Below are 12,970 nucleotides of genomic sequence, written 5' to 3'. Positions count from 1 at the left end.
AGATGAGAATAAAGGAGAAGCTTATTAACAATGATTCATTTAAAAACAGAACGAGAAATTCAGCTTATGCAGGAAGCCGGAAAATTACTGGCTGCTTGCCATCAAGAAATTGCCAAACTCATTCAGCCAGGAATAACAACAGCAGAAATTGACCATTTTGTTGAGAATTTTTTAGCTCAACATGGAGCTACTCCAGAACAAAAGGGGTATAAAGGCTATCAATATGCCACATGCGCTTCGATCAATGATGAAATATGTCATGGTTTTCCACGCCATGAGCCGCTGAAAAACGGGGATATCGTCACCATTGATTTCGTTGTAAATTTGCATGGAGCGCTTGCTGATTCGGCATGGACATATGCCGTTGGCGAAATCAGCGAGGAGCTGAAATCCTTGTTATTTGTTACGGAACAATCTTTATATAAAGGAATTGAACAGGCTGTAGTCGGAAACCGGATCGGGGATATCGGTTATGCTATCCAAACATATGTGGAAGCACAAGGTTTTTCAGTTGTCCGCGACTTTACGGGTCATGGCATCGGTCCGACCATTCACGAAGAACCGTTCATTCCCCACTTCGGGCAAAAAGGAAAAGGGATGCGCCTAAAAGAGGGCATGGTGATTACGATTGAACCGATGGTAAACACCGGAAAATGGCAGAGCCGCATGGACAAGAACGGCTGGACAGCCAGAACGGTAGACGGATCTTATTCTGCCCAATACGAGCATACAATTGCCATTACGAAAAACGGACCGTTAATTTTGACTACTTGTTCCATATAAAATGAATGGAGGTCCGCCTTTTGCGCGGACCATCTTATTCACTTTTTATTTGCCGTTCGTACAAATCATTTAGATACATCGTGAAAAATGAACCTGTCAAAGCAGCAGGAAGAGAGAATGTGATATGATAGCTCTCAAACGGTTTAAAAAGGAAGGAAAGCATCATGAAGCGATATGAAAATTTAGACCTTATTTCGACTAAAAAAACATTTTCTGACTTTCGTCGATGGCAAAAAGAACGAAAAACCAAACAAAAGGATCTTTCCTATCAAGTTCCACACGTTGATCCGCCTGAATATCAACAGCTTCATGAGAATCAAGCGAATACATTGCTTTCATGGATCGGCCATTCTACCTTTGTTATCCAAACAAATGGAATAACGGTTGTGACAGACCCTGTATGGGCTAAAAGAATGGGGACAGCTAAACGGCTTACTGCTCCGGGAATTGCGATCAACGACATGCCAACTGTCGATGTTGTTCTTATTTCACACGGCCATTACGACCATTTACATTTTTCCAGCATTCGCAAACTAAAAGGAAATCCTCATTTTTTCGTTCCAGTTGGCCTTGGACGTCTATTCCGCCGAAAAGGATATCAACATGTGACAGAATGCTCTTGGTGGGATACCGTGGAGTATCGAGGAACATTCTTTACCTTTGTGCCCGCACAGCACTGGACAAGAAGAACATTGCTAGATATGAATACCTCCCACTGGGGAGGCTGGATCATCCATACAGATGGACAGCCAACCTTTTATTTTGCCGGTGACAGCGGCTATTTTCGCGGCTTTCGCGAAATTGGTGAACGTTTTTCTATCGACTATGCGCTCCTGCCCATCGGCGCTTATGAACCAGAATGGTTTATGGGGCCGCAGCACGTGACTCCTGAGGAAGCCGTTCAAGCCTTTATGGACTGTCAAGCCAATATATTTATTCCCATGCATTATGGAGCGTTCCGCCTCGCTGATGACACACCGCAGGAGGCGCTTGACCGTCTCGTATCTGAATGGCAAAGGCGCCAGCTCGATCTAGAACGGCTGCGCTGCTTAAAGCTTGGAGAAGTATTGAATTGCTGCGGCTAGCCAGCATAGGCAGACAGCCCTTGCTGCTTAATAAACGGCAAGGGCTGTCTGACGATCATCCATCTCCTATTCCATTTGCTAACGGTCATAGCCGCGAAACACATAGGGCTCTTCCGGTTGTTTCATCGTATGCCAAGATGCTACCTTCACATATGGAATAACAGCATTATACGGCTGGTAATACATAGTGGATAGTTCCCCTTTTATATGAATCCATTCATCATTTTTGAGAGCAGGCGGTTTTGCAAACTCAGCCAGCAGTCCATAGACCCCTGAATCAGCTACACAATGGATGATACCAAATCGCAAAATAAATACTTGGTCCTTATTCGTTGTTTCATCATGGTAAACAAAGCCATCCAATTCAATCTCTTTATCGCTAAACTCACCTGGAAATTGATAAATGGTCTCAATCGCTTTTAAATAGTTTTGGTCATTGAGAATCAGACTGGATTTTTTAGAGAACTGAGCCAAATCCTTTCTCATTAAATCCTCATAGCCGCTTCGATCATAATAAATGCTTGTATCAGGACGCAAAAACTGCCGCTGCACGGTAGGGTCTTCGCTTTGCGTATCAAATCCTGGAATATGAAACCCTTTGGCTTTGACAATGTCTGAATCCAACGTAGCGATGGGAAATGCTAATGCTGAGACGATCGGAAAAATGAAAATAGCATAATTAAGCGCTTTTTTCCACTTCGGCTGCCCCTCTTCATGATGATGGCAGCAATCATCATGACAATGGTGATGATGTGTATGTTTCTCCTTTCGATTTGCGATGATAAATTGAATAACCGTTAGAAAAACAAACAAAAAAATGGCACTAAACGACAAGTAAGAGTAGCGCATATTAATGTATTTGCTTATATCACCAGTGGCATGCAAATGAAAAAAAACAAAAGCAAAGCCAAGTAAAATATATGTGCGCAGCATCGAACCGCCCCCCTTATTCACCGCTTTTTTATGCTGAACTGCCAGCAAGACATGGCCACCAAGCTGCTTCATCTCATCGATTCAACTATCGCCCTGCTTCCAAGCCATATGGATAGTAAAATTTCCGGATCAGAAAAGTCGTTCTCCTTAATGAATCCCCCTCCACTTACCCTTTGTTTAGAGGCGGGAGACTTCTCGACAGGTTATGTTAAATCAATAATGAGCCGATAAAAACAAAGAGTGTAATATAAGCAATCAGCACAAGCACAAATCGTGTTTTAAACGATTGAAGCAGCATAAGCGTATTCTTAATATCCAACATCGGTCCATATACTAAAAAGGCAGCCAATGCTCCAAAAGAAAATGTATTTTGAAACGACGAAGCAATAAATGCATCCGCTTCAGAGCATAATGAAAGCACAAACGCCAGCGCCATCATCACAAGAGATGCCGTCATTTTCCCGTGTCCAATGGCCAGAAGTGTTGATGTTTTGACGTACGTTTGCATAGCAGAAGCGATAAAAGCACCGATAATTAAATATTTCCCTGACGTAAAAAATTCTTCCACCGTATGCTCTAGCGTCCCCATCCATTTTTCCTTCAATGTCCGGGACGGGGAAGCATGGATCACTTCTTGGTTTCGCAGCTGCTCATCTTTATATTGTATCGATAATATGAGTCCAACCATGACAGCCACAATATACGCAAAAACCGCACGATAAATCACCATTTTAAAATTGCTGCCAAAGGCAATATACGTAGAAAACAGGACGATTGGATTAACGACAGGCCCTGTCAACATAAACGGAATGGCAGCATGTAGCGGCACCCCTTTCGTAACTAAACGGCGGGTAATCGGTACAATGCCGCATTCGCATGCTGGAAACAACACGCCAATGAGAGCTGAATACAGGACAGCCAGCACTTTATTTTTCGGAACCCATTTTTTGACCATTTCTTCTGTCACAAACATTTGAATAATACCCGAAATAAATACACCAATTAATATAAAAGGAATAGACTCTATTAAAATACTAACAAAAATAGTATTAAGCTGTAGAAAGGACTTCATGCGGCCTCTCCTTTTCTTTAATAAAGTTCATAACAGGATCTCACCATTATATCTGTATAAATTATAACTAAAACAATTGAACAAATGGTATCTGTAACAGCCCTCGGTCGAAAGGGTCTCGCGACTTGTTTTTCACCACGCACTTTTGTAACGAAAATGAGTGAAAAAATCGGTTCAACCTTCGTATCCATGCAACTGTGAACATGACCAATTCCAACTATATATTGGCCATTCCATCAACGGATCATGTTGCAATCAGCCGACTGATTCCATCGTTCCAGATGTGCCGTTGCTGTATGCGAAGCATCGATGATCGTTATACTATCATAATACAACTGAACGTTTCAAACTTTCTATATGGAAATACAGATGGAGTTTTCACCAGAAACCCATCTCCTCCATTTTTTCGACAACGGAAGATCAATCGGTAACGGACTTCTGTCACGCCAAAGCGCCACTGAGCGCCGAACAATCAGCCGCTTACAAACAAAGCCACTTGCAGGAAGCAGCATCGGTTGCCCCTGGCAATCGGATCATCATATAGAGGTCTATGGCAAAAAATTTATTAATAAAACACCTTATTTGTTGAATATGTTTCCGTTTATCCGCATTGGCCAATAGCGTCTTTTTATGCCGGATGAAACAAATGATCGCTGACGGAAGCCAATCGCCAGAGACTTACCTGTCGCACGAATGTATAGCAAAAGTTCACACAACACCGTTTTCCGACCGATTCCGTCGTTATTGACAAATATACCCTAACAGCAACTTTTTTATTTTAGCACGACTGATCCATCCTTTTCATGAGAATTTCATAAAATTTTCTCATAAAAAAAACGAAGCGTTTCCACGCCTCGTTTTCCTATCCATCTTTTATTCTTTCACTTCTTTTTTCCACAGACCAACCATCAAGGCTGTGACGATGGATCCTATTAAAATAGCAAGTATATATAACCATGGACTTCCTTTGACGATCGGAATGACAAAAATTCCGCCATGCGGCGCTGGCAGGCCGATTTTAAACAGCATCGTTAACGCTCCGGCAATCGCCGACCCGACAATAATCGAAGGGATGACACGCACTGGATCGGCGGCTGCAAATGGAATGGCTCCTTCCGTAATAAACGTGGCGCCCATAATATAGCATGTTTTTCCAGCTTCCCGTTCCGCTTTTGTAAATTTACGCTTAAACAATGTCGTGGCCAAGGCCAGACCGAGCGGAGGAACCATCCCTCCTGCCATAATCGCCGCATGTGGAGCGTAATTTCCGGCATCAATCATGGCAAGTCCGAATGTAAAGGCCGCTTTATTAATCGGTCCACCCATATCAATCGCCATCATTCCGCCAAGAATGAGTCCCAATAGTACAAGATTCCCTGTTCCCAGACTGGAAAGCCAATGCTTCATTCCATCATTTAATGCTTTTACTGGATCGACAATTACATACAGCATAATAAACCCAGTGATAAGAATACCAAATAGCGGATAAATCAATACAGGCTTAATGCCTTCAAACGCAGCAGGGAGCTTATGAAAGGCTTTCTTAAGTCCAACCACTAAATATCCGGCTAAAAAGCCTGCGATTAATCCTCCTAAAAATCCAGCCCCGCCATTAGCTGCGATAAATCCGCCAACCATTCCTGGCGCAAATCCTGGGCGATCAGCAATGCTCATGGCAATGAACCCCGCAAGTACAGGAATCATAAGCGCAAAGGCGTTGCCGCTTCCAATATCCATCAATGCCTTGGCTAATGGATGAAACGATGGATCGTTTGGATCAAAGGCTTTGATTCCAAACAGGAAGGAGATCGCAATCAAAATCCCCCCGCCGACCACGAACGGAAGCATGTTTGATACGCCGTTCATCAAATGCTTGTAAAAGCCTGTACGTCCTTTCACATGAGTTGATTCCAGCTTGGCCCCACTTCCTTGATAGACGGGTGCTTCTTGCTTTAAGGCCTGCTCAATCAGCCGTTCCGGTTGGCGGATCGCTTGAGCAACAGGCACTTGCAGCACAGGCTTCCCTCTGAAGCGCTCCATTTCTACTTGCTTATCTGCCGCAACGATAACAGCAGATGCTTCTTCAATATCTTTCGCTGTTAATTCATTTTTGACACCGCTTGAACCGTTCGTTTCAACTTTGATGTCGATATTCATTTCTTTCGCTTTCGCTTTGAGCGCATCAGCCGCCATATACGTATGGGCAATTCCGGTTGGACAAGCTGTAACCGCTACTATTTTTTTCGCTGAAGCTGGCGCCGTTTCAGGCTCTATCTCTTCTGCCGCTTCTTTTTCTTTGATGACAGAAAGCAGCTCTTCCTTAGTTGAAGCGCTTTCAACACGTGAACGAAATGCGGCATCCATCAGCATGGATGATAGACGGGCGAGCGCTTCCAAATGAGTGTGATCCGCCCCATCCGGAGCAGCAATCATAAAAAATAAATGGCTTGGCTTTCCGTCCAATGCGTCATAATCGATTCCAGGATTAGATCGGCCAAAGGCCACCGCCGGTCTGGCCACCGCGGATGTTTTCGCATGAGGAATGGCAATTCCATCGCCGATTCCCGTCGTACTCTGCGCTTCACGGAGCAAAACCGCCTCTTTAAACGCTTTCAAATCATGCAATACACCTGCTTGCTCTAATGTTTGAGCAAGCTCGTCAATAATTTCCTCCTTTGTTCTCGCTTTCGCCTCAAGAACAATCGTTTCCTCTGTTAATAAATCCGTAATTTTCACGATCACACCCTCCTTTTAAATGCGCATGATTTTTACTTGGCCAAGCAACCGCTCGACATTTTCTTTTGTGCATAAGTCTTGCGAAAAAGCGGTAGCGCTTCCGGATGCGACACTATAAGCAAATGATTCTTCTACACTTTTTCCGCTCGTATAGGCAGCTAGAAAGCCTGCGACCATCGAATCACCAGCGCCAACCGAATTTCTTACCGCTCCCTTCGGCGCTTCAGCAAACAGCGCGGTTTCCTTATCAAAAAAGAACGCTCCCTCTCCTGCAAGTGAGACAATGACATGCTTCACACCCCATTCAACTAGGCGGCGTCCATATATGGCGGCCTCTCTTTTCGAATGAAAAACCGTATCAAATAATTCTCCTAGCTCGCGATGATTCGGCTTCATTAAAAACGGCTGGTCGTTCATGAGCCTCTTTAGGGCGGGGCCGCTTGTATCCACGATCACTTTTACCTGCGCTTTTTTCGCCACGTCCATGATTTGTTCATAAAAACGCACAGAAAGCGAGGAAGGAATGCTGCCAGCCAGCACGAGAAAGTCATCAGGCCGCAAACATCGAATTTTTTTGAGCATTTCCTTTTGCGAATCAAAGGAAATCGTCGGGCCTTTTCCATTAATTTCGGTTTCTTTTCCCGATTTTAATTTAATATTAATTCGCGTATCTTCCGGCACTTTGACAAAATCAAACTGAATATTTTCGCGCTGTAATTCATGCTCAATAAAGGCTCCTGTAAATCCACCAATAAAGCCTAAAGCCGTATTTGGCACACCAAGACGTCTCAGTACGCGCGATACATTAATTCCTTTTCCACCTGGAAAGGTCGTTGCACTCAACGCTCGATTCAGTTCACCAATTTGAAAATGATCTACTTCGACAATATAGTCAACAGAAGGATTTAGTGTACATGTATAAATCATGTTGTCACAACCTTAACCTCGGTCTTTGCTTCGTATTGTTCCAGCAGTTCTTCATCTAACTCATCTGTAATAATCGTGGCCGCTGGCAAATCGGCAATTTTCGCAAATGTGCTTTCATTTATTTTCGAGTGGTCTGCTAAAACATAGGCTTGCCGAGAAAGCTTAATCGCCATGCTTTTCACCATCGCTTCTTCCGGATCTGGTGTTGTGTATCCGTATTCAAGATGGATGCCATTCACACCAATAAAGCATTTGTCAAAGCTATAATTTTCTAATGAATGAAGCGCCCCGCGTCCAATTAGCGCCTTTGTTTTCTTTTTAATCAATCCCCCTAGCAAATAAGTGGGAATATTTTTCTCCAGCAATGCTTCTAAATGAGTGATGCCGTTGGTCACAACAACAAGATCTTTGGCATTTAAATGCGGTATCAATTCAAGAGTCGTTGTGCCTGCATCTAAGTAAATGCAATCGCCAGCTTCAACAAAACCCGCGGCATATTGAGCGATCATTCGTTTTTCTTGTATATACTTTTCTGATTTCTCAAGTATGCTCAATTCCTCTCTTTTTTGATGCAAAACAGCAGCTCCTCCATGAACGCGCCGCAATTTTTTCTCCTTCTCCAGTTGGTTTAAATCGCGGCGGATGGTTGATTCGGAAGACGCCGTTGCTTCAACCAGTTCCTGCAATTTCACAATCTTTTTTTCTGCTAATAATTCTAGAATCAGGCGATGTCTTTCCACTGTCAGCACGGTCTCACCTCCCCTTCTGAATCATATCGTTGCTTTCATCATATCGTATGGCGAACGAAAAATCAATCAAAATCAATCAATTTCATTCATAAAAAATCAAAAATTATCTATAAATCAATCAAAAATAATCATTCCCGATAAATACAGCTTGAAGGTCGAACAAAAGGTCTCTAAAAAATAACGGCCGAAGATAAGTCCACATACTCATCTTCGGCCGTCAAAAAACAACACGAACTCTATATTCATATACATGGCTAGCGATTCGTCCGCTCCAAACGCGGCATATATTGCGTTTCGATAAACTGAATAAACTGCTGGGCATAATAAGGGTCAAACTGTGTTCCTGCACAGGCGCGTAGTTCGGCCACAGCTTCTTCAAATGTCTTGGTGGGCTGATACGGGCGCTCTGTTGTCATCGCATCAAAGGAATCGATGATGCATAAGATGCGAGCCAGCTTCGGAATTTCCTCTCCTTTTAATCCATATGGATAGCCTTTTCCATCATATCGTTCATGGTGAAGCTCAACAAGCGGCAGCACATCTTCAAACCGGCGATTCGAAGCTAAAATTTCTTTTCCCCATATCACGTGCTTTTGGATAATTTCCCATTCATGAGGCTCCAGCTTTCCTTTTTTATTTAAAATGTCGCGCGGCACTTCGATCTTTCCGATATCGTGAATAAGCGCTCCTAAAATAAGCGTTTGTTTTTCATGATCGGTTAGATCAAGCCGTTCACTGAATTCAAGCGCATACGTAAAGACCCGCTTGCTGTGACGGTACGTATAGACATCCTTTGATAAAAAAATTCTCAACAGCTGCTCCATGTCCTCCAAATCTTCTTTAAATTCAATTTGACTCCAACAAATATTTTCCTCGTCATATATTTGTACATTATTCTTTCCTTGCGCTTTTGCATAATACATGGCTTGATCTGCTTTATGAATTAACTCACCGCTGTCATACATTCCTTTTTCATATTCAGCAATTCCACAGGAAAAAGAAAGACAGCGATAAGGAACATATTCAACACCAATAAAATACGTATCATTCACTTTTTTACGCAGCCGATCGAGAAATAAAAAGGCCGCTTCTTTCGTTGTGTTCGGCATTAAAATGGCAAATTCTTCGCCGCCATAACGCGCCACAATATAATTTTTCTCCTTTGTTTCGGCTTGCAATAAATCACCGAAAAACTTCAACAGCTCGTCCCCGCGCAAATGGCCATTGCAATCGTTATATTTTTTAAAATCATCCAAATCCAGCAACGCGAGGCAAAAAGATTGCGGCAACTTTTTCACATCTGCAAAATGTTCTTTTAACGTTTCTTTAAAAAAACCATGATTGTACAAACCCGTTAAATCATCCCGATTCGCTCGTTCAGCGACGGATTGATATAATTGTAGAAATTTATTGAATACAAAGGAAAGTAATACAACTAAAACCGTAAATAAAAATAACCCGAAATATTTTTCCTGTTTTAACAAAAGAGCCAAAACTAGGGAAAGCAACAAGGTGACAGAATAGCTAACACATGCTTCCTTCAAAACCCCTAAATCTAGTGCTCCTTTAAAAATTTGTCCTGAAAAGAAGAAAAACAGAAACATTAATGTCACATTTATGATAAAATAAGCCATTAAACTCATCACGTATGGCCATAAATTATACGTATTGATTGCACCAATTTTTCCATTAAATAAGAGAAAAGAATAATACGCTCCCAGAATCATTAAACAGTACATGGAAAAATTAAAGAGATGTCTCCATAAGGACATTTTACGTCTGTAAAAAAGCTCTACTATACTACAAAGCAGCAGAACTTTTAAAGCTAAATCCGTTCCGTACAAAAATACAGTGGCAAGATATACCGACGAATCCATTGAAAATGAATTATCTTTTGGCGGAAGATTGATTAGAAAAAAATTTAACAAAGTAATCGAGCCAGCTAGCATATAAATTAAAACCCAATCCTCTAGGGATTGAGTATGAAAGTGATCTTTTATAACAAACATAAATATTCCTAAAATTGAGATAAATAATGTATAGATCTTTTCATGGCTTTTCAAATCTACCTTTACAAACATATTAAATCACTCTCATTATAAGAATTTTAAGAAGGAGTAGTATCATGCTACTCTCCCTCTTTGTTAAATTAACCACCAAGCTTAAATCCCGATGTCAACGCCACGATAACAGAACCGATGATTAATAGGTTCACAAGCACTTTTTTAACGGTTACGTTCATCCTGTTCACCTCCCTTCATGGGCGGTTTGATGTGAAGAAGGATTATTCTGTCCATTCACCATAAGATGCTGAACAAAGAGAAACGCTCCTACATTCATGACCACATCGCCGATGCTGATTACTTGCCGGCGCGGATATGGCGGGGAAAGCGGAATAATGTCTCCTAAAAACGGCAAAACAGTGGAAGCGTGAATCGCTTCATGCTTTCCATATATGCCAGCCTTCAAAATTTCGACATACTCCCGCCCAAGCGTTTGTGCAGCTTCAATGGAAACAGGCATCCTTCCGCCGTTGACTGCCATAACAATGAAATTCAAAAACACTCCTGCAAAAATCACCAAAAAACCCGGCTGGTGTCGATTCATCCAGAGAAAAATCAGGCCAACTACATAAATCAAAAGAAACAAGACATTGCTAGCTTGACCAATTATATCTATTTTATTTTGCAACATAAAAATACAAATTTCAATCCCTAGTAAAATAGGAAAAAGCCAGCCGCCGCGCAAGTTTATATGGGCAATCCCTTTCAAATTTCCCCCGCGCAATAAACCGATTAATAATGATAAAAGAATACCGTCATAAACCATCTTTTACTCTCCTTTACCTCTCGCACCTTCCATCAATCGTCAAAATTCGCGCGCATGCCCTATGCCATCTCATTCCCTGAATCTATATACATCCTCCTTGCGAAGAAATGGGAAGTCAATGGTTGGAAGCCAGTCCAAGCACTTGCTTTTCTCATGCAAAAATCAAAAAAATATTTAGAAAATTATTACCCTTTATATCCATTAAATCTATTCTTGTATAAAAATGTAAATAGGAGTTTAGAACTATTTATATCAAGATATCTTTCAATCGCCCTTCTTCTCGTTTCAAACTCTATTATACAGCTTAAAGCGAAGCAGCCGGCTTATCGACCTCACACCTTTCCTTTGCGTCATGCATCTTGATGACGAAAACGGTCGTCCGAATACCCTATCTGATCATTGGCGAGAGAAATGTGGACACATTCCATTCATACCGTTGCACTCGATTACACCACGAAAAGAAAGGTTCATTCCGTTCTCTATCGATCATTTCGCATAACAAATGGCCGAGCGGCACCGCCTTTCACTGCCTGCCAAGCGATGATCTTCGGCCACCTTTCAAAAGGAGAAGGCGTTCCAGCGTCTCCTTCACTTAGAGATAGGATTGTCTTACTTGCTTCTATGTCCCCCTAAATGCCCCTCCCGAAAAAAATAACCACGATTTATATCGCTTTATTTTTTATGAGCTTGATCGGAAATACCATATGCTCTGCTAACTCCGGAACATCAATAAACGGGTTGCGATTGCCTTGAATCAGAAAAATGGCTTGATTTCGATGTCTTTCATAAAGCGTAGCGGGAAACTGTTTGTGCCAGCGAATAAGCAACGGAACATCAATTTTACGGCGGACTCCCTTGGCAATTTGCGTCGGATAGCGCAGTAAAAAATATAACATCGCTCTTGCCACTGTCCCTTTTCCGTATTCCGGTTCAAAAAAGCCATTTTCAGCGACGCCGCAATGATTTTGAATTAGTTCATCAGGTGATTCTGGTTCATAGAAGGGAAAGTCAGCATATGGAAAGTTAGAGCGGACCGTATTGCATTCCGGCTGGCACACAAACAGATGATGCAAATCTCCTTTCATCGGCTCTCGCGCTCCAAACCATGATTGCGGCACAACATGCTCCGTGTTAAATTTAAATTGCTGTTCAATCCCTTTTATCTTTTGTTCGACATTCAATTCACTTTTTCTTATTTTTTTTAACAGCAGCCGGAATTCCTCATATCTCTTTTTAACGATTTCATAATCTCGGACAATCATCGTTTCCGGGGCCTTTTTCTCTCCTGAATAAATGCTTTGAACGGAGCCATCCGGATGAAGATCGACCCATGTATACAAATACTCATCCTTACTGAAAAAATACGGCAATCTCCGCTTATGCGTTTTTGTAATCAGTTCGTGATACTGTACAAACAGGGACAGCTTATCCGCTTGATGCTCAATCTTCCGGTAATATCTCTTAATCGCTTGACCATCTTTTGTTTCATCGTAATAGATCCTTGCATCCGCTTGGATTTGCTGCTGGTTTTCCTTCAATACCATCAACTGCGTATCGCAGTCCTCGCAATTCCACTGTTCAAGCTCCTGAACACTTTTCAACAGATTTATTCCATTTTCCATCTTCCTCCACCCGCCTTTTAGGAGGTTTATCCGCCAGTTTTTAGGCAAACAACAAGCGTCTCTGTCCCCTGATTGATAAACGGCTGCATATGGATCGTCATTCTTTCTCTATATGGTACGTCAATGCTTGCTTTCTTGACCGTGCGCATCTTGTTTGGCTTTCCATTTTACACTAGAACGCCACGGGTCATTTGAATTCACTAGACAATGAGAAGACAACAAGGAAGGGGATGA

11 protein-coding genes are annotated in these 12,970 nt (G+C 42.1%); 2 read left to right on the top strand and 9 right to left on the bottom strand.

The features are described 5' to 3' along the window. The first annotated feature begins 30 nt into the window (after positions 1-30). Both map and B6A27_RS09115 read left to right on the top strand, forming a co-directional pair. Positions 31-783 (top strand): type I methionyl aminopeptidase, encoded by a 753-nt coding sequence (map, locus tag B6A27_RS09120; RefSeq protein ID WP_044743428.1) that lies wholly within the window; start codon positions 31-33, stop codon positions 781-783. 161 nt (positions 784-944) lie between these two features. After that, positions 945-1,868, top strand: a complete 924-nt coding sequence (locus B6A27_RS09115; RefSeq protein WP_201722556.1) for an MBL fold metallo-hydrolase — start codon at positions 945-947, stop codon at positions 1,866-1,868. 78 nt (positions 1,869-1,946) lie between these two features. Here the strand turns inward: B6A27_RS09115 and B6A27_RS09110 are convergent, their stop codons facing one another. The 9 genes from B6A27_RS09110 to B6A27_RS19230 all read right to left on the bottom strand — a co-directional run bounded on the left by B6A27_RS09110 (position 1,947) and on the right by B6A27_RS19230 (position 12,885). Then, entirely contained in the window at positions 1,947-2,801 is an 855-nt protein-coding gene (locus B6A27_RS09110; RefSeq protein ID WP_044743426.1) for a TIGR03943 family putative permease subunit, read from the bottom strand. Between the two features lie 208 nt (positions 2,802-3,009). Continuing rightward, positions 3,010-3,873: a permease gene (locus tag B6A27_RS09105; protein WP_066149152.1), complete on the bottom strand. Its 864-nt coding sequence runs from the start codon at positions 3,871-3,873 to the stop codon at positions 3,010-3,012. Between the two features lie 873 nt (positions 3,874-4,746). Further along, positions 4,747-6,609, bottom strand: coding sequence for a PTS fructose transporter subunit IIABC (locus tag B6A27_RS09095; RefSeq protein ID WP_080861795.1), 1,863 nt, complete (start codon positions 6,607-6,609; stop codon positions 4,747-4,749). Between the two features lie 15 nt (positions 6,610-6,624). After that, positions 6,625-7,536, bottom strand: coding sequence for a 1-phosphofructokinase (pfkB, locus tag B6A27_RS09090; protein ID WP_080861792.1), 912 nt, complete (start codon positions 7,534-7,536; stop codon positions 6,625-6,627). After that, positions 7,533-8,285, bottom strand: coding sequence for a DeoR/GlpR family DNA-binding transcription regulator (locus B6A27_RS09085; protein WP_080861789.1), 753 nt, complete (start codon positions 8,283-8,285; stop codon positions 7,533-7,535). Before B6A27_RS09085 ends, pfkB begins: the two co-directional genes overlap by 4 nt. A 254-nt stretch (positions 8,286-8,539) precedes the next feature. Next, complete coding sequence (locus tag B6A27_RS09080; protein WP_080861786.1) at positions 8,540-10,366, bottom strand: diguanylate cyclase; 1,827 nt, start codon at positions 10,364-10,366, stop codon at positions 8,540-8,542. Between the two features lie 166 nt (positions 10,367-10,532). Continuing rightward, positions 10,533-11,114, bottom strand: a complete 582-nt coding sequence (locus tag B6A27_RS09075; protein ID WP_044746831.1) for a DUF5317 domain-containing protein — start codon at positions 11,112-11,114, stop codon at positions 10,533-10,535. A gap of 662 nt (positions 11,115-11,776) precedes the next feature. Continuing rightward, positions 11,777-12,736, bottom strand: coding sequence for an endonuclease I family protein (locus B6A27_RS09070; protein WP_080861784.1), 960 nt, complete (start codon positions 12,734-12,736; stop codon positions 11,777-11,779). A 26-nt stretch (positions 12,737-12,762) separates the two neighbouring features. Beyond that, positions 12,763-12,885 (bottom strand): hypothetical protein, encoded by a 123-nt coding sequence (locus B6A27_RS19230; RefSeq protein WP_255375090.1) that lies wholly within the window; start codon positions 12,883-12,885, stop codon positions 12,763-12,765. Positions 12,886-12,970 lie beyond the last annotated feature (85 nt).

This window comes from Anoxybacillus sp. UARK-01, assembly GCF_002075365.1.
Classification (GTDB): Bacteria; Bacillota; Bacilli; order Bacillales; family Anoxybacillaceae; genus Anoxybacteroides; species Anoxybacteroides rupiense.
This window is presented reverse-complemented; position numbering and strand designations above follow the sequence as displayed.

Excerpts from the sequence above, each read along its gene's own strand:
- map (WP_044743428.1), top strand. The coding sequence starts at position 31 with ATGATTCATTTAAAAACAGAACGAGAAATTCAGCTTATGCAGGAAGCC.
- B6A27_RS09110 (WP_044743426.1), bottom strand. The coding sequence starts at position 2,801 with ATGCTGCGCACATATATTTTACTTGGCTTTGCTTTTGTTTTTTTTCAT.
- B6A27_RS09105 (WP_066149152.1), bottom strand. The coding sequence starts at position 3,873 with ATGAAGTCCTTTCTACAGCTTAATACTATTTTTGTTAGTATTTTAATA.
- pfkB (WP_080861792.1), bottom strand. The coding sequence starts at position 7,536 with ATGATTTATACATGTACACTAAATCCTTCTGTTGACTATATTGTCGAA.
- B6A27_RS09080 (WP_080861786.1), bottom strand. The coding sequence starts at position 10,366 with ATGTTTGTAAAGGTAGATTTGAAAAGCCATGAAAAGATCTATACATTA.
- B6A27_RS09075 (WP_044746831.1), bottom strand. The coding sequence starts at position 11,114 with ATGGTTTATGACGGTATTCTTTTATCATTATTAATCGGTTTATTGCGC.
- B6A27_RS09070 (WP_080861784.1), bottom strand. The coding sequence starts at position 12,736 with ATGGAAAATGGAATAAATCTGTTGAAAAGTGTTCAGGAGCTTGAACAG.
- B6A27_RS19230 (WP_255375090.1), bottom strand. The coding sequence starts at position 12,885 with ATGCGCACGGTCAAGAAAGCAAGCATTGACGTACCATATAGAGAAAGA.